The 20,787-nt window shown below is 58.4% G+C and carries 20 protein-coding genes and 4 tRNA genes; 19 read left to right on the top strand and 5 right to left on the bottom strand.

Translation table 11 applies throughout. The features are described 5' to 3' along the window. The first annotated feature begins 26 nt into the window (after nt 1–26). The 9 genes from purF (at nt 27) to PSH88_RS19060 (ending at nt 8,546) form a co-directional block, all read left to right on the top strand. Nucleotides 27–1,532 carry an amidophosphoribosyltransferase gene (purF, locus tag PSH88_RS19100; RefSeq protein ID WP_007935163.1) on the top strand — a complete coding sequence of 502 codons (1,506 nt, stop codon included), beginning with the start codon at nt 27–29 and terminating at the stop codon, nt 1,530–1,532. 73 nt (nt 1,533–1,605) lie between these two features. Further along, nucleotides 1,606–2,817, top strand: a complete 1,212-nt coding sequence (locus tag PSH88_RS19095) for an O-succinylhomoserine sulfhydrylase (protein ID WP_048395135.1) — start codon at nt 1,606–1,608, stop codon at nt 2,815–2,817. Then, nucleotides 2,814–3,590, top strand: a complete 777-nt coding sequence (locus PSH88_RS19090) for an SDR family oxidoreductase (RefSeq protein ID WP_305422082.1) — start codon at nt 2,814–2,816, stop codon at nt 3,588–3,590. The genes PSH88_RS19095 and PSH88_RS19090 overlap by 4 nt, the downstream gene beginning before the upstream one ends. Nucleotides 3,591–3,849: 259 nt before the next feature. After that, a tRNA-Val gene (locus PSH88_RS19085) sits at nt 3,850–3,925 on the top strand. Nucleotides 3,926–3,980: 55 nt separating this feature from the next. Beyond that, nucleotides 3,981–4,057, top strand: a tRNA-Asp gene (locus PSH88_RS19080). A gap of 93 nt (nt 4,058–4,150) precedes the next feature. After that, nucleotides 4,151–4,227 (top strand) — tRNA-Asp (locus PSH88_RS19075). Between the two features lie 248 nt (nt 4,228–4,475). Next, complete coding sequence (locus PSH88_RS19070; protein WP_305422080.1) at nt 4,476–4,985, top strand: sigma-70 family RNA polymerase sigma factor; 510 nt, start codon at nt 4,476–4,478, stop codon at nt 4,983–4,985. Beyond that, nucleotides 4,982–5,926, top strand: a complete 945-nt coding sequence (locus PSH88_RS19065) for a FecR domain-containing protein (protein ID WP_305422079.1) — start codon at nt 4,982–4,984, stop codon at nt 5,924–5,926. Before PSH88_RS19070 ends, PSH88_RS19065 begins: the two co-directional genes overlap by 4 nt. Nucleotides 5,927–6,122: 196 nt before the next feature. Next, complete coding sequence (locus PSH88_RS19060; RefSeq protein WP_305422077.1) at nt 6,123–8,546, top strand: TonB-dependent receptor; 2,424 nt, start codon at nt 6,123–6,125, stop codon at nt 8,544–8,546. Nucleotides 8,547–8,797: 251 nt separating this feature from the next. Here the strand turns inward: PSH88_RS19060 and PSH88_RS19055 are convergent, their stop codons facing one another. Next, a complete protein-coding gene (locus tag PSH88_RS19055; RefSeq protein ID WP_305422075.1) occupies nt 8,798–10,081 on the bottom strand; it encodes an NAD(P)/FAD-dependent oxidoreductase in 1,284 nt (427 codons plus the stop codon). Nucleotides 10,082–10,264: 183 nt separating this feature from the next. Here PSH88_RS19055 and PSH88_RS19050 point away from each other — a divergent pair. The 5 genes from PSH88_RS19050 to PSH88_RS19030 all read left to right on the top strand — a co-directional run bounded on the left by PSH88_RS19050 (nt 10,265) and on the right by PSH88_RS19030 (nt 12,963). Further along, a tRNA-Val gene (locus PSH88_RS19050) sits at nt 10,265–10,341 on the top strand. A gap of 235 nt (nt 10,342–10,576) precedes the next feature. After that, complete coding sequence (locus PSH88_RS19045; RefSeq protein WP_305422074.1) at nt 10,577–10,918, top strand: hypothetical protein; 342 nt, start codon at nt 10,577–10,579, stop codon at nt 10,916–10,918. Between the two features lie 219 nt (nt 10,919–11,137). Then, nucleotides 11,138–11,605 carry an anti-virulence regulator CigR family protein gene (locus PSH88_RS19040; protein ID WP_008007237.1) on the top strand — a complete coding sequence of 156 codons (468 nt, stop codon included), beginning with the start codon at nt 11,138–11,140 and terminating at the stop codon, nt 11,603–11,605. A gap of 178 nt (nt 11,606–11,783) precedes the next feature. Then, nucleotides 11,784–12,293, top strand: coding sequence for a hypothetical protein (locus tag PSH88_RS19035; protein ID WP_305422073.1), 510 nt, complete (start codon nt 11,784–11,786; stop codon nt 12,291–12,293). A gap of 214 nt (nt 12,294–12,507) precedes the next feature. Further along, nucleotides 12,508–12,963, top strand: a complete 456-nt coding sequence (locus PSH88_RS19030) for a DUF2214 family protein (RefSeq protein WP_305422072.1) — start codon at nt 12,508–12,510, stop codon at nt 12,961–12,963. Nucleotides 12,964–13,156: 193 nt separating this feature from the next. Here the strand turns inward: PSH88_RS19030 and csrA are convergent, their stop codons facing one another. Further along, entirely contained in the window at nt 13,157–13,351 is a 195-nt protein-coding gene (gene csrA, locus PSH88_RS19025; protein ID WP_007905913.1) for a carbon storage regulator CsrA, read from the bottom strand. Nucleotides 13,352–13,600: 249 nt separating this feature from the next. On the opposite strand from csrA, the gene PSH88_RS19020 reads away from it, so the two are divergent. Further along, complete coding sequence (locus tag PSH88_RS19020) at nt 13,601–13,966, top strand: SPOR domain-containing protein (protein WP_305422070.1); 366 nt, start codon at nt 13,601–13,603, stop codon at nt 13,964–13,966. 73 nt (nt 13,967–14,039) lie between these two features. Here the strand turns inward: PSH88_RS19020 and PSH88_RS19015 are convergent, their stop codons facing one another. The 3 genes from PSH88_RS19015 to PSH88_RS19005 all read right to left on the bottom strand — a co-directional run bounded on the left by PSH88_RS19015 (nt 14,040) and on the right by PSH88_RS19005 (nt 16,276). Then, complete coding sequence (locus PSH88_RS19015) at nt 14,040–14,729, bottom strand: endonuclease (protein WP_305422069.1); 690 nt, start codon at nt 14,727–14,729, stop codon at nt 14,040–14,042. A 4-nt stretch (nt 14,730–14,733) separates the two neighbouring features. Next, complete coding sequence (locus PSH88_RS19010) at nt 14,734–15,024, bottom strand: DUF1654 domain-containing protein (RefSeq protein WP_305422067.1); 291 nt, start codon at nt 15,022–15,024, stop codon at nt 14,734–14,736. Nucleotides 15,025–15,187: 163 nt separating this feature from the next. Continuing rightward, nucleotides 15,188–16,276: an asparaginase gene (locus PSH88_RS19005; protein WP_305422066.1), complete on the bottom strand. Its 1,089-nt coding sequence runs from the start codon at nt 16,274–16,276 to the stop codon at nt 15,188–15,190. A gap of 336 nt (nt 16,277–16,612) precedes the next feature. Here PSH88_RS19005 and PSH88_RS19000 point away from each other — a divergent pair, with 336 nt between their 5' ends. From PSH88_RS19000 to PSH88_RS18985, 4 genes are all read left to right on the top strand, one after another. Beyond that, entirely contained in the window at nt 16,613–17,065 is a 453-nt protein-coding gene (locus PSH88_RS19000; protein ID WP_305422065.1) for a hypothetical protein, read from the top strand. Between the two features lie 181 nt (nt 17,066–17,246). After that, the gene (locus PSH88_RS18995; RefSeq protein WP_305422064.1) at nt 17,247–18,203 is read left to right on the top strand and encodes a sugar ABC transporter substrate-binding protein; all 957 of its coding nucleotides are present in this window, start codon (nt 17,247–17,249) and stop codon (nt 18,201–18,203) included. 55 nt (nt 18,204–18,258) lie between these two features. Beyond that, nucleotides 18,259–19,812, top strand: a complete 1,554-nt coding sequence (locus PSH88_RS18990) for a sugar ABC transporter ATP-binding protein (protein ID WP_305422063.1) — start codon at nt 18,259–18,261, stop codon at nt 19,810–19,812. Beyond that, nucleotides 19,809–20,786 (top strand): ABC transporter permease, encoded by a 978-nt coding sequence (locus tag PSH88_RS18985; RefSeq protein ID WP_007905898.1) that lies wholly within the window; start codon nt 19,809–19,811, stop codon nt 20,784–20,786. Before PSH88_RS18990 ends, PSH88_RS18985 begins: the two co-directional genes overlap by 4 nt. The last annotated feature ends 1 nt before the right edge of the window (nt 20,787 follow it).

Below are 20,787 nucleotides of genomic sequence, written 5' to 3'. Positions count from 1 at the left end.
GATCCATTAAGTAGGGGTTGCGTCGCATGTGTGGCATCGTCGGTATCGTCGGTAAGTCGAACGTCAATCAGGCGCTGTATGACGCGCTAACCGTCCTCCAGCACCGCGGCCAGGACGCTGCCGGTATCGTGACCAGCCATGATGGCCGGTTATTCCTGCGCAAGGACAATGGCCTGGTGCGTGACGTGTTCCATCAGCGTCACATGCAGCGCCTGGTCGGCCACATGGGCATTGGCCATGTGCGTTACCCGACCGCGGGCAGCTCGACCTCGGCCGAAGCTCAACCGTTTTACGTCAACTCGCCATATGGCATCACTCTGGCGCATAACGGTAACCTGACCAACGTTGAACAGCTGGCGAAGGAGATTTACGAATCTGACCTGCGCCACGTCAACACCAACTCCGATTCGGAAGTGCTGCTCAACGTGTTCGCACACGAGCTGGCCCAGCGTGGCAAGTTGCAGCCGACTGAAGAAGACGTGTTCGCGGCCGTCACCGACGTGCACAACCGTTGTGTCGGTGGTTACGCGGTCGTGGCGATGGTGACCGGTTACGGTATCGTCGGTTTCCGTGATCCGCACGGCATCCGTCCGATCGTTTTCGGTCAGCGTCACACCGACGAAGGCGTCGAGTACATGATTGCCTCCGAAAGCGTTTCGCTGGACGTACTCGGTTTCACCCTGATTCGCGACCTGGCACCGGGCGAAGCGGTCTACATCACTGAAGACGGCAAGCTGCACACCCGTCAGTGCGCGACCAATCCGTCCCTGACTCCGTGCATTTTCGAACACGTCTACCTGGCGCGTCCGGACTCGATCATCGACGGCGTCTCGGTCTACAAGGCCCGCCTGCGCATGGGTGAGAAGCTTGCCGAGAAGATCCTGCGCGAGCGTCCGGATCACGACATCGACGTGGTCATCCCTATTCCGGACACCAGTCGCACCGCGGCCCTGGAGCTGGCGAACCACTTGGGCGTCAAGTTCCGCGAAGGCTTCGTGAAGAACCGCTACATCGGCCGGACCTTCATCATGCCGGGTCAGGCTGCACGGAAAAAATCCGTACGCCAGAAGCTCAACGCCATCGAACTGGAATTCCGCGGCAAGAACGTGATGCTGGTGGACGACTCTATCGTTCGCGGCACCACCTGCAAGCAAATCATCCAGATGGCTCGCGAAGCCGGCGCCAAAAACGTCTATTTCTGCTCCGCGGCCCCGGCCGTGCGTTACCCGAACGTCTATGGCATCGACATGCCGAGCGCTCACGAGCTGATCGCCCACAACCGTTCGACCCAGGACGTTGCCGACCTGATTGGCGCCGACTGGTTGATCTATCAGGACCTGCCTGACTTGATCGAAGCGGTCGGTGGCGGCAAGATCAAGATCGACAAGTTCGATTGCGCGGTGTTCGATGGCCAGTACGTCACCGGCGACGTCGACGAGGCTTACCTGAACAAGATCGAGCAGGCGCGCAACGATGCCTCCAAGGTCAAGACCCAGGCAGTCAGTGCGATCATTGATCTGTACAACAACTGAGTAACTACCGGCCCTGAGGGGCCGGTTTTGTATCTGGCTTTTAATTTACGAGAATAAGGAAAGGAGTGACAGCATGAGTCAGGATTGGGATGCCGGTCGGCTGGACAGCGACCTCGAAGGCGTAGCGTTCGATACCCTGGCCGTACGCGCCGGTCAGCACCGCACGCCGGAAGGCGAACACGGTGATCCGATGTTCTTCACTTCCAGCTACGTATTCCGTACCGCCGCCGACGCGGCCGCGCGCTTTGCCGGCGAAGTGCCGGGCAACGTTTACTCGCGCTACACCAACCCGACCGTGCGCGCGTTCGAAGAGCGTATTGCCGCGCTGGAAAGCGCCGAGCAAGCCGTCGCCACCGCCACCGGCATGGCCGCGATCATGGCGGTGGTGATGAGCTTGTGCAGCGCCGGCGACCATGTTCTGGTCTCGCGCAGCGTGTTTGGCTCGACCATCAGCCTGTTCGAAAAGTACTTCAAGCGCTTTGGCATCGAAGTCGATTACGTGCCCCTGGCGGACTTGTCCGGCTGGGATGCGGCGATCAAGGCTAACACCAAGTTGCTGTTCGTCGAGTCGCCGTCCAACCCGCTGGCCGAACTGGTAGACATCAAGGCGCTGTCGGAAATTGCTCACGCCAAGGGCACGATGCTGGTGGTCGACAACTGCTTCTGCACCCCTGCGTTGCAGCAGCCACTTAAGCTGGGCGCGGACATCGTTGTGCACTCGGCGACCAAGTTCATCGACGGCCAAGGCCGCTGCATGGGCGGCGTTGTGGCCGGTCGTAGCGAACAAATGAAAGAAGTCGTCGGTTTTCTGCGTACCGCCGGGCCGACCCTGAGCCCGTTCAACGCCTGGATCTTCCTCAAGGGGCTGGAAACGCTGAGCCTGCGCATGAAGGCGCACTGCGCCAATGCCCAGCAACTGGCCGAGTGGCTGGAGCAGCAGGACGGTATCGAGAAAGTCCATTACGCCGGTCTCAAGAGTCATCCGCAGCACGAGTTGGCCCAGCGTCAGCAAAAGGGTTTCGGTGCGGTCGTGAGTTTCGAGGTCAAGGGCGGCAAAGAGGGGGCCTGGCGCTTTATCGATGCGACTCGCCTGATCTCCATTACCGCCAACCTGGGCGACAGCAAAACCACCATCACGCACCCGAGCACCACCTCTCATGGCCGTCTCGCGCCGCAAGAGCGTGAAGCGGCGGGGATTCGTGACAGTCTGATCCGTGTTGCGGTCGGTCTGGAAGACGTGGCAGACCTGCAGGCCGATCTGGCGCGCGGGTTGGCTGCCTTGTGATCGAGTTGTCGACGCCGAGCACGGGCACCCATGGCCGCGTCGCGCTGGTCACCGGTGCTGCGCGCGGCATCGGTCTGGGGATTGCGGCCTGGCTGATCAGCGAAGGCTGGCAGGTGGTGCTGACCGACCTGGATCGGGAGCGCGGTTCGAAAGTGGCGAAGGTGCTTGGCGAAAACGCCTGGTTCATCGCCATGGACGTCGCGAACGAAGCGCAGGTGGCACTGGGCGTGGCCGAGGTGCTGGGACAGTTCGGGCGCCTGGACGCGCTGGTGTGTAATGCGGCGGTGGCCGACCCGCACAACATCACCCTGGAAAGCCTTGATCTGGCCTACTGGAACCGAGTCTTGGCGGTGAACCTCAGCGGGCCGATGCTATTGGCCAAGCATTGTGCGCCGTACCTGCGTGCTCACAGCGGCGCCATCGTCAATCTGGCCTCGACCCGTGCCGGCCAGTCAGAACCCGACACAGAGGCTTATGCGGCGAGCAAGGGCGGTCTGTTGGCTCTGACTCACGCTCTGGCCATCAGTTTGGGGCCGGAGATTCGCGTCAACGCGGTCAGCCCCGGCTGGATCGATGCGCGAGATCCGGCGGCACGGCGTGCCGAACCGCTGACCGACGCCGATCATGCGCAGCATCCGGCGGGCAGGGTAGGGACGGTCGAGGACGTGGCGGCGATGGTGGCGTGGTTGCTGTCGAAGAACGCCGGGTTCGTCACGGGCCAGGAATTCGTGGTCGATGGTGGCATGACCAAGAAGATGATTTACAGCGAGTAAATCCAGGTGTGGCTGCGATGGATGTAGCCAGCATTGATGTTGAATGTACCGCCGTCTTCGCGAGCAAGCCCGCTCCCACACTGAGTTTATGTCGATCACAAACCTGTGGTGCGCCGCAGATCCAGTGCGGGAGCGGGCTTGCTCGCGAAAGCGGTCTGACTGTGTAAGACACAATTTTGTCTTTTTCAGAAAAACTTCAAGCGGGGTATTGACTTAGCTTCGGTACCTGCGTAAATTTCGCGGCCTCGGAGATGCAAACGGGTGATTAGCTCAGCTGGGAGAGCGTCTGCCTTACAAGCAGAATGTCGGCGGTTCGATCCCGTCATCACCCACCACTTCCGAGAGTCTTGCGAAAGCAAGAAGGAAGCTTTTAAAAGCCTCCACCGACGCGCAGCGGTAGTTCAGTCGGTTAGAATACCGGCCTGTCACGCCGGGGGTCGCGGGTTCGAGTCCCGTCCGCTGCGCCATATTTTCCGAGTCAGGTTTACCTGCCTCGAGATTGAAAAGCCTCGAAGCTTTCCAGTCAGACGAGTTACTTGGGCGAAAGTCCAAAGCGATACGCAGCGGTAGTTCAGTCGGTTAGAATACCGGCCTGTCACGCCGGGGGTCGCGGGTTCGAGTCCCGTCCGCTGCGCCATATCTGCCTCAAGGCCTACTGAACGCCTTGGAGCTACGAAGAAAGCCGTTGGCAATCTTCGAGTCGATAGCAAAGACCCTGGTCGAAAGACCGGGGTTTTTTGTGTCTGCGATTTGGCTTTTCCTCTCTCATGTCCTTCCCGCAAGTTTTTTCTGCGCACCAATTGCATAAAGGACTTGGTTCACAGCTTCAGCATTAATTAGAATCACTCTCATTTACGATAACTCCTTGGCACAGGGCTTCTTGAGATGAGTGATGCAGCGATGCCGAAGGAGCAAACCTTCCACGACCTGTACCGCGATCACCGTGGCTGGCTTGAAGGCTGGTTGAGAAGACGCATGGGCAATGGCTGTGATGCGGCGGATTTGAGCCACGATACGTTCCTGCGCTTGCTCGCCAGCTCTCAACGAATTGCCGATCTGCAAGAGCCTCGTGCCTATCTGCTGACCGTGGGCAAACGCCTGCTGAGTAATTTCTATAAACGTCGAAGCCTCGAGCAGGCTTATCTGACGGCACTGGCGGCGTTGCCGGAAGACTGTGTGCCGTCGCCCGAGCAGCGCTGGTTGTTGCTCGAAACCCTGCAAGCCCTGGATGAATTGCTCGATGGATTGCCGGCGGCAGTGCGTAGGGCGTTTCTCTGGAGTCAGCTGGAAGGCTTGAACTATCAGCAAATCGCCGAGCGCTTGCGGGTGTCGGAGCGCACGATCAAGCGCTACATGGCGCAAGCCTACGAACATTGTCTGTTGGTGGAGCTGTGAACAGTCCGGTGCCCGATGCCCGTCAGGCGGTGCGAGCTGCCGCGCAGTGGCTCGCCTTACTGGAATCTGGAAGTGCCAACGAGCAGGATCATGCGAGTCTGCAGCGTTGGCGCGACAGTTGCGTCAGTCACGAGCAGGCTTGGCAGAAGGCTCAAGCCTTGCGTCAGCGGTTTGCCGATCTGCCTTCAGCGTTGGCGCTTAAAAGTCTGGATCGCCCCGAGCCGGGGCGGCGAGTGGTTCTCAAGCGTGCATTGGGTGCGGTGGCGTTGGTGCCGGCCGCTTGGCTGATCAGCCGACAATTGCCGCTGGATGTCTGGCGAGCCGATCTGCATACGGCCACCGGGGAGCGCAAACAGGTGCGGCTTGCTGATGGCAGTTCCTTGCAGCTCAACACGGCCAGTGCCATCGATGTGGATTTGCAGAGCCGTCGCTTGAAGCTGATTGAGGGCGAGCTGTCGCTGAAGGTTCCGAGCGCGTCGCCGCTGACGATCCAGACGAAGTTTGGGCAGATCAGCGTCAGCCAAAGCGAAGTCTGTGTTCGTCAGGAGGCGCGCGGTTGCAGCGTGTCGGTGTACAACGGCGCCGTGCAATTGCAGCCTTTGCAGGGGTCGGCGTTGGCTTTGCGCAGTGGTCAACAAGTCAGTCTTCAGGCAGCCGGTGTCGGGCCGATCAGCCCATTTGATGTGCTTGCGCCCGGTTGGCGAGAAGGCGTGCTGATGGCAAAAAACCAGCCGTTGGGGGATTTCCTGCGCGAACTCAGCACTTATCGACCGGGTGTGCTGCGTTGGGAGCTGGAGCTTGAAGCGTTGCGTGTCACCGGCAGTTTCCGCCTGGACGACACCGATCGCGTCCTCGCGTTGCTCACGGCCAGCCTGCCGCTGGAGGTGCATTCGCGTACGCGTTACTGGGTGACGTTGCTGCCGCGTAAAAATAGTGTGTGAAGCCCGACGAAAATCCTGTGGGAGCGTGGCTTGCCCGCGAAGCATGCACCGCGGTTTTTCAGGTATTGCGCGTCATCGTTCATCGCGGGCAAGCCACGCTCCCACAGATTCTGAGCTTGCCATTAGGAAAGCCTGTCCCCTTTTTTCGACTCGCTTGTCATTCAAGGCATGTGAACGAATCAAGAGAGCTCTATCAATGCCCGCAGTCATACTTTGCTGTCCGCGTCCGGCTTCCTCCCGCCTGCGTCCGTTGTTGCACCTGAGCCTGTTGTTGGGTCTGAGTGCCAGTCCGTTGTTCATCACGGCCAGTTGGGCCGAAGACAGTGCCCGGCGAAATTATCAGGTGCCTGCCGGCAGCCTGAGCGATGCACTGACACGCTTCGCCGGCCTGTCTGGCGTCAATCTCTCGGTGAGCCCGGCGCTGGTGGGCGGTCGCACCAGCCCTGGTCTTTCCGGCGAGTTCGCGGTCGAGGAGGGCTTTGCCCGGCTGTTGCAGGGTTCCGGTCTGCAGCTGAAGCCGGTGGGCGAACAGGCCTACATCCTGACCCCGGCGCCAGAGGGCAGCAGCCTGCAACTGGCCCCCACCTCGATTCTCGGTGCCACGGGCGGGGCGGATGGCGAGGTGTATGCCGGCGGCCAGGTCGCGCGCCGCGGTTCGCAAGGCTTGCTAGGCTCCAAAGACTTCATGGAAACGCCGTTCAGCATGACCACCTACACCGGCGAGGCGGTCAAAAACCTGCAGGCTCGTACCTTGGGTGATCTGATCGCCAGCGATCCTTCGGTTCGCGCCACCAACCCGGCGGGTGGGCGTTATGAGCAGTTCACCATTCGCGGGTTCAGCCTGTTCAACAGTGATGTCGCCTACAACGGTCTCTACGGCATCTTGCCGACCTATACGATCGACATGGAGATGGCCGACCGCGTCGACATCATCAAGGGCCCGAGCCAGCTCATCAACGGCATATCGCCGCGGGGCAGTGTGGGTGGCGGGATCAACGTGGTGCCCAAACGCGCGACCGACAAGCCCATCACTTCGTTTACCGGTAGCTACGCTTCCGACAATCAGGTTGGCGGTGCCGTGGATGTCGGCCGGCGCTTTGGTGAAGACAATAAGTTCGGTATTCGCTTCAACGGCGTGAAGCAGTCCGGCGACACCGAATGGGATCACCAGAGTGTCGACCGCGAGATGGCCGTGCTGGGCCTGGATTTTCGCGGTGAACGCCTGCGACTCTCGACGGACATCGGGCGCACCGAGCGTGATACCGACGCCCCGCAGGAGCGCGTGCAGGTCGGCGCCAATGCGAAGGTGCCGAATGCGAACGATGTGCGCCACAACTATGCGCAGTCCTGGAGCAAGGCGAGTACCAACGACACTTTCGGGACGGTGAACGGTGAATTCGATGTCAGCGATTCCGTCATGATGTACGGCGGTGTGGGCGCGCGTAAAAGCAACCATGACTTTCTCCGGCATGCTGTTGCAGTCACCAATGACGCCGGCGATTTCAGCGTTCAGCCGCGTGACTTCACCCGTGACGAAAATGTCCGGACGGCCACGGCAGGGGTGCGCAACTGGTTTCATACCGGCCCGGTGAGCCATGAGGTCAACCTGGCCGCCAGCTATTTCTACATGGACTTCGAGAATGGCGGCGCCCGTTATGCCACGGCCCGCAGCAACCTCTACAATCCCGTGGAAACACCAACACCCGGCAGACCCACTCGACTCGATTCGAAGGTCTACACCGAGAACCGCTTCAGCGGCGTGGCGTTGTCCGACACTCTGGGTTTCTTCGATGACCAGCTGCTGCTGACCCTCGGTGCTCGCTGGCAGCGCGTGAAAGTTGACGACTGGACGGATGATGTCAAAGGCGCCACGGCCTACGATGAGGAAAAGGTTTCGCCGTCGGGCGGCATCCTGTTCAAGGCAACCGATAAACTGTCGCTGTATGCCAACTACATGGAGGGTCTGAGCCAGGGCAAGATCGCGCCGTCGACCTCGGTGAACGAGGACGAGATCTTCCCGCCATTCATCAGCCGGCAGGTTGAGGTCGGCGCCAAGTATGATGCGGGTGCGTTCGCCGTGACCGCTGCGGTGTTCCGGATCAAACAACCGGCCTATGAGACCAACGCCACGACGCGGGTTTTCGGCCCGAACGGCAAGCGTGAGAACACGGGTGTGGAGCTGAGTGTGTTCGGTGAGCCGCTCAAAGGTTTTCGCCTGCTCGGCGGTGTCATGTACATCGACAGCGAGTTGACCAACACCACCAATGGCACCTTCGACGGCAACCGGGCACCAGCCACGCCGAAATACAACGTCAACCTGGGCGCCGAGTGGGATGTACCGACCGTACAGGGTCTGACCCTGACCAGTCGCGGCCTCTATTCCAGTTCGCAGTATCTGGACCAGTCCAACAACAAGGAAATCGACTCCTGGGAGCGTTTCGACGTGGGTGCACGTTACGCGTTCAAGATCGATGAAAAGAACATCACCCTGCGTGCCAATGTCGAGAACGTGGCGGACAAACGCTACTGGAGTTCGGCTGGGGCCTCGGATGACAGCGAGCCTGGCTTGACACTTGCGACCCCGCGCACCTACCTCCTTTCGGCAACGGTCGACTTCTGAATCGATCCAGCCATGCGCTGCGCCACAGGGAAGGGCGTTGCCGTGTGGTGTCATGCGCTCGCGGGTGGACGTGGCAAGATCGGGGAAAGCGCAATCCATGTGGGAGCGGGCTTGCTCGCGAAGACGGAGGCACAGCCAACATTGATGTCACCTGATTCACCGCTTTCGCGAGCAAGCCCGCTCCCACAGGTTCCCGCACTTTAACTGACTGGCATTGGCCGCATTCAGCGGCCCCTTTTCACCTCTATCGATCAGTATCCGAACTTGTCCCGCAATCCGTAATACCAGGCGCCCAACGCAGCGAACGGTGTACGCAGCAATTGTCCGCCGGGGAACGGGTAGTGGGGCAGGTCGGCAAAGGCGTCGAAGCGCTCGGCCTGACCGCGCAATGCTTCGGCCAGTACCTTGCCCGCCAGGTGCGTATACGTCACGCCATGGCCGCTGCAACCTTGGGAATAGTAGATGTTGTCGCCCAGTCGTCCGACCTGGGGAAGGCGCGACAAAGTCAGCAGGAAATTGCCGGTCCATGCGTAATCGATTTTCACGTCCTTGAGCTGCGGGAAGGCCTTGAGCATCTTCGGTCGAATGATCGCCTCGATGTTCGCCGGATCGCGCGCGCCATAGACCACGCCGCCGCCGAAAATCAGGCGTTTGTCAGCGCTCAGGCGGTAGTAATCAAGCAGGTAGTTACAATCTTCGACGCAGTAGTCCTGAGGCAACAGGCGCTTGGCCAATTCATCGCCTAAGGGTTCGGTGGCGATCACTTGAGTCCCGCAGGGCATCGACTTGGCCGCCAGTTCTGGGACTAGGTTACCAATGTACGCGTTGCCGGCGACGATGATGAATTTGGCCCTGACCTTGCCTTGAGGCGTATGCACCACCGGATTGGCGCCGCGCTCGATGCGCACCGCTGGCGACTGTTCGTAAATGGTGCCGCCCAGCGACTCCACGGCGGCTGCCTCGCCCAAGACAAGATTGAGCGGATGAATATGCCCGCCGCTCATGTCGAGCATGCCGCCGACGTATTGATCGCACGCCACCACTTCACGGATGCGTCGCTGATCCAGTAGCTCAAGTTGCGTGTGACCGAAACGCTCCCACAGGCGCTTTTGGGATTCCAGATGGCCCATCTGCTTGGCGGTAATGGCGGCAAACACGCCGCCGTCCTTCAGGTCGCACTGGATGTTGTATTTGGCCACCCGCTCACGAATGATCCGTCCGCCCTCGAACGCCATTTGCCCCAATAGCTGAGCTTGCTTGGGGCCGACACTGCGCTCGATCACATCGATATCACGGCTGTAGCTGTTAACGATCTGGCCACCGTTGCGCCCCGATGCGCCAAAACCCACTTTGGCGGCTTCCAGAACCGCTACCCGAAAACCGTTCTCCAGCAGGAACAGGGCAGAGGACAGGCCGGTATAACCGGCGCCGATGACACAGACATCAGTCTCTACATCATCCTGCAAGGCCGGGCGCGGCGGCGCCGCATTAGCCGACGCGGCGTAATAGGACTCTGGGTAGGGAGTGTTCGCCATCCTGCAGCCTCTGTTTAATATATTTTACGAGTGCATCGATCCTACCCGAGTTAAAAAACGACCGCCAGCCACCGGAAAATCTTCTTTGCCACGGCAAAATTAAATATTTTGCATATTCATAGGGTTAGGTGAAAAAAAGGTGTTGACACCCCTTCGGAATTCCGTAGAATGCCGCCTCACAGCAGGCACGTAGCTCAGTTGGTTAGAGCACCACCTTGACATGGTGGGGGTCGTTGGTTCGAGTCCAATCGCGCCTACCAAACAAAATCCGCTCTGCTGGGCGGTCTAGAAGGGCCCACCGAAAGGTGGGCCCTTTTTTGTTGTTTGCGATTTGCAAAACTCCCACTGCAAAAATATTCCAAAAAACTATTCCTGGTGCGGGCGCTACTGGCGGGATGTCGGCAACGGATCGGCTATGAGGCGCTACTAGCAGCTGCAACTTATTTCAGGACTAGACGCTCATGAATTAGTATTTCTTCACCCCATCCAAGGAACATGGAAGTGAGAAATAAATACGCAGCGGGTATGTTCTTTTTACTGACGATTGCGACGATTCAATTGGCTCACGCCGGTGCTACAGACAAGTCCGTCGAGAACGCCTCATTGCTCTGCAAAATGCTGGATGGCAACGACGCCTTGACCCAAGCCTCCGAATTCTCTGCCGAGGATCGTTCGGTCAACATCTCAGTAGACAGCTCTCCAGAGGAAGCCAGAGAGCTTTGTCCCGTCATAAGTGCCATTGTCGAGGACCATGACATGGTTTTTGCGCAAGGCTGGACCGTGCAGATCAGCTCCGCAGGCAATGGCTATGAAGTTATCGCTATCTGCCCGTTGTAAGCGACTTGCTGGCAGCCAGGTGGTGCAGATGACTGGCTTGGGGCGGGAGTGGTTGTTAGTGTTTCAGCTGGCCCAGCTATCAACTAACTGGGCCAGCTCTGCTCTCCATTCGTTCGATTTCCCCGTCTGGCCCTGTCGCTCCAGTGAACACAGTTTCTGAACTAATACAGCCATAACCGTCTACATTGCAGGGGGCATCCCCTTTCTGAGAGAACGGATATGTTTAGATCTCGCTCGTTGATTGCCGCTATGACGTGTCTTGCCTTGGCGTCCGGTTCAATGACTGCATTGGCCGACCCGGGAAACGGGAAGGGCCAGGGAAGCGGCAAGGGAAATCCACAAAACATCCAGGACCATGGCAACGCCAGCCATGGAAACAAAGGCAAAGGTTCAGGGGGTGACGATTGGAGTCACGGTCCGAGCATCAATCACGGAAGTGTTCTTGGAATCGTGGGTGGTTATCGCGATTACTGGAGCCCTGGGCCCGCCTTGCCACCCGGCATTCAAAAAAATCTCGCCCGCGGAAAACCGCTACCGCCGGGGATCGCCAAGAAACTCGATGGCCGATTGCTCGGCAGGCTTCCACACTACGATGGCTACGAGTGGCGGCAGGCTGGCACTGACTTGATATTGGTGGCGATCGCTACCGGGATCATCTACGAGGTTCTCAATGGCGCATTCGATTGAAGTGAAAACGACAGATTCCAATCGCTCCCTCGCTGCATAACGACCAATAAAACTACGGGAAGCAATGTGCATTGTTCGATAACTGCACATTGCCTGCCCGTTGGTCGTTGACCTTTGAACTGTGTGGCGCCGAATCGGTCAATTACTTCGTGCAATATCAACCTCACGGAACCCACCCATGTTATTAAAAAATAAAAGTTTTGCAGCTGTCATGTCGTGCGTGATGATGCTTGCAGCCGCCCCATTATTGCCCGCTGATCTGTCCATCATGAGTTCCGCCTACGCGAAAGATGGTGGTGGTGGTGGTGGTGGTGGTGGTGGTGGTGGTGGTAACGGCGGCGGTAGCGGCGGTGGCAATGGCGGCGGTAACGGTGGTGGTAACGGCGGTGGTCATGGTGGCAGCGGTAATTCAGGCCATTCTGGCGGTGTCAGCAGCAATGGCCGTGGCGCAGGCTTGAGCAGTGATCACGCAGGCAGGGCCGTTCGGGACCATGGTCTCAGCGGCAACCACTACGGTAGCGATCGTAACGGTGATCGTGGTCGTGGTTCAGTCACTTCGGGCATTGCTCATTCCAAGGATACGCGAGGGGTGGCGAAGGCCTCTGCCATTTCGGCCTCCAAGCCTGGCGATCACAACACGAAAGGGTTGAGTAACGCTCGCACTTCGACTTCAAAAAGAACGGATTAAGTCCAAAGTTCTCAAAAGCCGGGTATCCCTCAGGAGCCCGGCTTTTTTGTGCCCGCTGTGTGCCAATTGAGTCCGACGTTGAAACACCCGGCAAATCGGTCGCCCTGGCGGTGGTGATGTGCGGGTAATCAGCGGAACCAGGTGCGTAGGCAAATCTCCTCCGATGAACTACTACTGTAGGGCTGTTTAAACTTCATCTGTAAGGAGTATGTCGATGCTGGCTCACTGGTTTCTGGCGGCGATTCACCTCTTGGCCTTTGCGCTGGGCTTCTGGGCAGTACTGACCCGCGGTACAGCTTTACGTCGCCTGATTGCCGGGGCGGGGGAAGCGCGCAGCGTTTTGGTTGCGGATAATCTGTGGGGGATCTCTGCAGTCATTCTCTTGGTCACGGGGGGGGTGCGAGCCTTTGGCGGGTATGAAAAAGGCACTGATTACTATCTTCACCAACCGCTGTTTCATCTCAAGATGACGCTCTTCGTCTTTATCCTGTTGCTTGAAATTGCGCCGATGGTGGCGCTGATCAAATGGCGGATTGCGCTGGGGCGTGGGGCGGCGATCGATACCGGGCGCGCAACGCTGTTTGCCCGTATCAGTCATATCGAAGCGCTGCTGTTGGTGCTGATGGTCGTGGCCGCCACGGGCATGGCGCGTGGGATAACGTTTGGTTAGTCAGGAAGGAGGAAGCTCTTTTCTCGCAGTAAATCCGAAACGTCTGACAGTCATGGCATGAGAGGGGGCGCTAGTATCGGCTCCACGTTGCGACTGTGTCGCAGTGAGGTTGGGCGCAGAGCGATGCGGTGCTTGAATCTTTAGCCAGCCGATATTCGAGGCTGAATGGGCTGGCTACTGACCACAGCAGGATTCAGGGTGTTTGCGGTTTGTCTGGGGCGGTCAGGCCGGCCTGAATGCGTTGATAGATTTCTTCGCGATGCACCGCAACGTCTTTCGGGGCGTTGATGCCAATCCTGACTTGCTGGCCGCTAACGCCCAGAATGGTGATCGTTATGTTGTCACCGATGTTTATGCTTTCACCGACTTTGCGGGTGAGTATCAGCATGGTTTTCTCCTTGATTGCTTTGTAGGGCACCTGATTTGGACAGTGCAGAGGTCGGTATAGGTATAGATTAGTGCGAAGTCTCGCAGTTTGGGTGCCTCTTTCTGACGCGCAGATGCTGCATTAATTCCCAAGGCGTAACTATACAGAGGCCGCAACCATCATTCTCGTTGTTTTGCGCCCATTTTGCGGCGCTCGAACAGGATCCATGAGTGTTAAAATCGCCGCTTTCAGCATTCAGAGGGAAGCGTTGTGCGCAAAATGGCCTTGGTAATCGCAGTATTGACGTTGGTCGGGTGCGATGAGGGTAAGGGGGTTGACGCGCAAAAGCCCCAACCGACAGTCGCTTCCGCACCCGCGGCGACAACCGGTCCACAATGGGACGTCGAGGTGCGCGGCGAAACGCCCCAGGCGGTCAGCGACCTGAGCGGCTGGTTGATTGAGCATAGCTTCGTTTCCAGCGTCATCAGGGATAATGGGAAGGTTCGTATTCTGGTCGGGCCATTCAATTCGAAAGCCGAGGCCGAAGCCAAACAAGCTGAAGTGACGGCTGCGCTCACCCGGGCGAAAAAAAGGAACATCGAGGCGCTGGTCGTTGAGCACCCGACGGCCCAATAACACAAAAGCGACGGTTAGAAACGAAAAAGGCCTGGGGTGTAATGCCCCAGGCCTTTGTGTTTTCAGCAGTCGGTCAGCCGCAGGTTTTCATGTCCACCGGGCCGACAAATTCGTTGCCGCGCCCCATCACGCAAGCAACACTCTGATTGCGCTGACGTTCCCAAGTCTGTACCGGATAAGTCTTGTTCCAGGCTTCATACAGTTGCCGATCCTGTTTTGACAGGCGCAAGCCGTACTGCTTGCTCATGTAGAAGTAAGTCCGGGCGATCATGCCGCGAATGGAAGGGCGGGGCATGACCTTCTTCGCCTTGAAGTCGACCTGTGTCAGGCACGAACCGTATTGACCGGTTTGCACCGGCAACCAGCCGAAGCTGAAGTTGCTGCGATCGCCATTCACCTCGCCAATGCTTGGCACCAGATTGTGCAGATCGGCCTCGGCTTTCTGATAGGTCGGGTCGTACCGCGTGCAGTTTTTGCGCCCGCCTTGTTGCCAGCATTCGCGCTGATGACCGATCTGCCACGCCGGAACAATGTGTTCCCACTCGATGCGCGAGGCGCGTTTGGCGTTTTTGCGCGGCACATAACCGCAGGCGGCGAGGTCTACACGGTTACCGGTGTATTTGCAGCCGCAATAAAACTCGGTGGATTGCGGGGCGTACAACTTCCACGCGACTTTCTTGGCTTCGTTGAAGGTGCGTGGGGCGCCAGCCTGGGCGCCGAGGGTGATGAACAGCAGCAGTAAAGCAAACCAGCGGACACTCATTGACTCAGTCTTCCTTCGGCACAACCCAGAAAATCTGCACACCGCCATCGTCGCGATGGGCGAGGGTGACGTTGTCGTTCTCGTCGATTTCTTCGAGCAAGCGTTCCCACTCATCCACGGGTTCGTCCGGAAGACGGAAGATCAGTGCAGCTTTGGCTTTTTGGGCGGTGGGGGAATTGATGATTTTCTGAACGCGCATACCCAGGCGTTCATAGGCGTCAGGAGAGACAGAGGAAGTGGCCACGGAATTATCCTTATTAAGCTGTACGTGCATACAGTATTTAACTGTAAGCATTTTCGCAACTGCTTAAAATTCAAGAAAATCCTCTGACAGTGGTTTTTTCCGTTTGGTGTAGGACGGTGGGAAATTTTTTATCGGAAGAAGTCGTGAACCACTCGCCAGGGCTGGCGAGTGGTGATGGCGGTGCCCGACCGGGAACAGGTCGGGCGAGGGCGGATCAGTATTCCCAGAACATCCGTTGCAGCTCTTTGCTGTCGTTGGTCTTGGTCAACGCGACCATGGCCAGGATGCGGGCTTTTTGCGGGTTCAGGTCGTTAGCCACAACCCAGTCGTACTTGTCGTCAGGCTGTTCGGCGTTACGCAGTACGAAACCACCGGCGTTGACGTGGGAAGAACGAATGACTTGTACGCCGTCCTTGCGCAGGGCTTGCAGGGCCGGAACCACGCGGGACGAGACCGAGCCATTGCCGGTGCCGGCATGGATGATGGCTTTGGCGCCCGATTGAGCCAGGGCTTTGTAGGCGGTGTCGCTGACGTTGCCATAGGAATAGGCAATTTCCACGTCAGGAAGGCTCTTGATGGTTTTGATGTCGAATTCCGAGTCCATGGTATGGCGCTTGGCTGGCAGGCGGAACCAGTAGGATTTGCCTTCGACCACCATGCCCAGTGGGCCCCAGGCACTTTTGAATGCCTCGGTCTTGATGTTGACCATTTTGCTGACATCGCGGCCCGACTGGATTTCATCGTTCATGGTCACCAGTACGCCTTTGCCGCGCGCGTCTTTGCTGCTGGCCACGGCGACGGCGTTGTACAGGTTCAGCATGCCGTCGGCCGACATGGCGGTGCCTGGGCGCATGGAGCCGACGACGATGATCGGCTTGTCGGTTTTTTCCACCAGATTGAGGAAGAAAGCGGTTTCTTCCAGCGTGTCGGTGCCGTGGGTGATAACAATGCCATCGACGTCTTTGCTGTCGGCCAGCTCAGCCACGCGACGGCCCAGTTGCAGCAGGTTGTCGTTGGTGATGCTTTCGGACGCGATCTGCATGACCTGTTCGCCGCGAACGTTGGCCAATTGGCTCAGTTCCGGAACCCCTGCGATCAATTGTTCAATGCCGACTTTCGCCGCTTGATAGGTGGCGCTGTTGGCGGTGCTGGCGCCCGCGCCGGCAATGGTGCCGCCGGTGGCCAGGATCACCACGTTCGCCAGTTTCTGTTGGGTTTCGACTTCTTTTGCCTGAAGGGCGGTGGGCAGAAGCAATAGCAGGGCCAAAGCGCCCGGAATAAAAGTGTTGAAGGCAGATTTCATTATTGTTTTCTCTCGTAGTGAAACGTTGCGGATGCAGGTTCATCTAGACACGGCCCCAAGCAGATCTGAACGCTGGGGGTGTATGAGAAGAGCAGGATCTGTACCAGCCTGATACACCACAATGAGATCTTTTAACATGATGATTTTTATAGGAATTATTGAAACGTTCGGAAAAATATTCGTACTTGGTCGTCCGGGTTTCCGAACATGTGCAGCTTTTACGTTCGGCTCTCCGACCTTCATTGAGAAAGTCGCCTTGCAAAATCGGAAATCAGTGCTAAAGAAACCCCCGCGCAGGTCGATGCTCCTCTAAAGGGATCTTTTCCAGGAGTTCACATGTCATTTACTGTCGGTTTTCCAAATGCAGGCGCAATCATTATCGCGGGCAAGTCGCCGGCGACCATCAATGCCTTGAGTGAAGCGACGTCCGACGCCTCGGCCCAAGCGCTGGGCGAAGAGGAGGGGAGCGACAACCAAGTCAGAACCGGTGGTTCTGCGCAGACTCAAGGCGAAACCAAATCCGAAAAAAGCAGCAATCAAAGTATTGCGGTGCAGGTATTGCTCAAGCGCATGCAGGAACTGCAGCAGCAACTGCGCGAACAGCAGCAGCAATTGGCGGCCGCTCAGGCAGCGAATTATCCGACTCCGGAAGCCAAAGCCACCGCTGTCATGTCGATTCAGGGGCAAATCGCCGATACCAGCGGTGCGCTCGCGCAAGTGACTGGCAATCTTGTGAAAGAGCTGGCCAAGGGTTCCAGCAGTGGCAGCCTGGTCAGCACCACGGCGTGATGTAAAAGAGCCAGCCGAGAGACAGAACGGGCGTTGACAAATCTCGACAGGGTTCGCATAGTTCGGTCTACGCAAACGTTTGCGCGGTCACCTTGATGGCTGGATCCAGTGAGGGTCAGAGTCCCGCAGGTTACTCCAGCGCAAGCGTTGCTCAGAATAATCATAAGATCGGAGTGAACCCATGAAGCTGCCATTCGCTGGACGTCTTCTCGCTGTCGCTATGCTGGCGGCCGCATCCGCCGCTTTACCTGTCTCTTCGGTATTCGCCGAAACCCCTGAAAAACCTAAAGTCGCACTGGTCATGAAATCCCTGGCCAACGAATTCTTCCTGACCATGGAAGACGGCGCCAAGGCCTACCAGAAAGACCATTCCGGCGACTTCGAGCTGATCTCCAACGGCATCAAGGACGAAACGGACACGGCCGGCCAGACGCGTATCGTCGAGCAAATGATTTTGTCCAAAGTCAACGCATTGGTCATCGCCCCGGCAGACTCCAAGGCCATGGTCCCGGTCATCAAGAAAGCAGTCGATGCCGGCATCACCGTGATCAACATCGATAACCAGTTGGACCCGGCCGTGGTCAAAAGCAAAAACATCACCGTTCCGTTCGTAGGCCCGGACAACCGCAAAGGCGCGCGTCTGGTGGGTGAGTACCTGGCCAAACAGCTGAAGGCCGGTGATGAAGTCGGCATCATTGAAGGCGTTTCCACCACCACCAACGCCCAGCAGCGCACGGCGGGCTTCAAGGATGCGATGGAGGCGGCGCAGATCAAAGTCGTGTCCCTGCAGTCCGGTGATTGGGAAATCGACAAGGGCGGCAAGGTTGCTTCGTCGATGCTCAGCGAATACCCGAACATCAAGGCCCTGTTGGCCGGCAACGACAGCATGGCCGTCGGCGCAGTATCTGCCGTGCGCGCGGCGGGCAAGGCCGGCAAGGTGCAAGTGGTCGGTTACGACAACATCAACGCCATCAAGCCAATGCTCAAGGATGGCCGCGTCCTGGCCACCGCCGACCAGTTTGCTGCCCGGCAAGCGGTGTTCGGCATCGAGACTGCGCTGAAAATCATCAAAGGCGAGACAGTCGATAGCGGCGTTAATGGCGTCATTGAAACTCCGGTAGAGCTGGTTACCAAGTAGTCCTTCTGGCGACACAACGGTGCTCGCCTCCTGGGGCGAGCACATGGAGAGTTTTATGTCTGTTTGCGCCCCGAACGCTGTCCTCTCGGTCAGCGGTATCGGTAAGACCTATGCCCAACCCGTCCTCACCGGTATCGACCTGACGCTGATGCGCGGCGAAGTGCTGGCGCTGACTGGCGAGAATGGTGCCGGCAAAAGCACGCTGTCGAAAATCATTGGCGGACTGGTGACGCCGACCACCGGCCATATGCAATTCCAGGGGCAGGATTACCGTCCTGGCAGCCGGAGCCAGGCCGAAGAGCTGGGCATCCGCATGGTCATGCAAGAACTCAATCTGTTGCCGACATTGTCGGTGGCGGAAAACCTGTTTCTTGACAACCTGCCTAGCCACGGTGGCTGGATCAGCCGCAAGCAATTGCGCAAGGCGGCGATCGAGGCCATGGCCCAGGTTGGCTTGGATGCCATCGATCCAGATACGTTGGTTGGCGAACTGGGTATCGGCCATCAGCAGATGGTGGAGATCGCCCGCAATCTGATCGGCGATTGCCACGTGCTGATTCTCGACGAGCCGACAGCAATGCTCACGGCCCGTGAAGTCGAAATGCTGTTCGAGCAGATCACTCGCCTGCAGGCTCGTGGCGTGTCGATCATCTACATTTCCCACCGCCTCGAAGAATTGGCTCGGGTGGCCCAGCGCATTGCGGTATTGCGCGACGGTAACCTGGTCTGTGTCGAGCCGATGGCCAATTACAACAGCGAGCAACTGGTCACCCTGATGGTCGGCCGTGAGTTGGGCGAACACATCGACATGGGACCGCGCAACATCGGCGTTCCGGCCTTGACGGTCAAAGGGTTGACCCGTTCCGACAAAGTCCGCGATGTGTCCTTCGAAGTGCGCGCCGGTGAAATTTTCGGAATTTCCGGTTTGATCGGGGCAGGGCGCACTGAGTTGCTGCGCCTGATCTTCGGCGCTGATACAGCCGATAGCGGCACGGTCGCGCTGGGTTCGCCGGCCCAGGTGGTGGATATTCGCTCGCCAGCCGACGCGGTTGGTCACGGCATCGCCCTGATCACCGAAGACCGCAAAGGCGAAGGCCTGCTGCTGACGCAATCGATCAGCGCCAACATTGCCTTGGGCAACATGCCGGTGATTTCCAGCGGCGGCTTCGTCAACAACGCTGACGAGATGTTCCTGGCCCAGCGTCAGATCGACGCCATGCGCATTCGCAGTTCAAGTCCGACGCAATTGGTCTCGGAACTGTCCGGCGGCAATCAGCAGAAAGTCGTGATCGGCCGCTGGCTCGAGCGCGACTGTTCGGTGATGCTGTTCGACGAGCCGACCCGTGGCATCGACGTCGGCGCCAAGTTCGATATCTACGCATTACTCGGTGAGTTGACCCGTCAGGGCAAAGCGCTGGTGGTGGTGTCCAGCGACCTGCGCGAACTGATGCTGATCTGCGATCGCATCGGTGTGCTGTCGGCAGGGCGTCTGATTGACACTTTCGAGCGTGACAGCTGGACCCAGGATGATTTGCTTGCCGCCGCTTTCGCCGGCTACCAAAAACGTGATGCGTTGCTCAACGAAGCAGCGCCTAGGGATCTTCCATGAATACTGCATCTTTGGCCGGCAAACGTAGTGGCAATTTTTACGGCCTTGGCACCTATCTGGGCCTGGCCGGTGCCTTGCTGGCGATGGTCGCGCTGTTCTCGGTGTTGAGCAGCCATTTCCTGTCTTACGACACCTTCAGCACCCTGGCCAACCAGATTCCCGATTTGATGGTGCTGGCGGTCGGCATGACGTTTGTGTTGATCATAGGTGGCATCGATTTGTCGGTGGGTTCGGTGCTGGCGCTCGCAGCCTCGGCGGTCAGCGTGGCGATTCTCGGTTGGGGCTGGAGCGTCTTGCCTGCGGCCTTGCTTGGTATGGCGGTAGCGGCATTGGCCGGGACTATCACCGGCTCGATCACCGTGGCGTGGCGGATTCCGTCGTTCATCGTGTCCCTCGGCGTGCTGGAGATGGCGCGGGGCCTGGCGTATCAGATGACCGGTTCGCGCACCGCCTACATCGGTGATGCCTTCGCCTGGCTGTCCAACCCGATCGCGTTCGGCATCTCGCCGTCATTCATCATTGCCTTGCTGATTATCTTCATCGCCCAGGCCGTGCTGACGCGTACAGTGTTCGGTCGTTACCTGATCGGCATCGGCACCAACGAAGAGGCGGTGCGTCTGGCGGGGATCAATCCGAAACCTTACAAGATCCTGGTCTTCAGTCTGATGGGGCTGCTGGCCGGTATCGCTGCGTTGTTTCAGATTTCTCGCCTGGAAGCGGCGGACCCGAACGCCGGCTCCGGCCTGGAGCTGCAGGTGATCGCCGCAGTGGTGATCGGCGGCACCAGCCTGATGGGTGGGCGCGGTTCGGTGATCAGCACCTTCTTCGGTGTACTGATCATCTCGGTACTGGCGGCTGGTCTGGCGCAGATCGGCGCGACCGAGCCAACCAAACGCATCATCACCGGTGCGGTTATCGTGGTGGCGGTGGTGCTTGATACTTATCGCAGTCAGCGCGCAAGCCGGCGGACCTGAG

The organism is Pseudomonas wuhanensis (genome assembly GCF_030687395.1).
In the GTDB taxonomy this organism is placed as follows: Bacteria; Pseudomonadota; Gammaproteobacteria; order Pseudomonadales; family Pseudomonadaceae; genus Aquipseudomonas; species Aquipseudomonas wuhanensis.
Note: the sequence above shows the minus strand (reverse complement) of the source record. Positions and strands in the feature narration are given on the sequence as shown.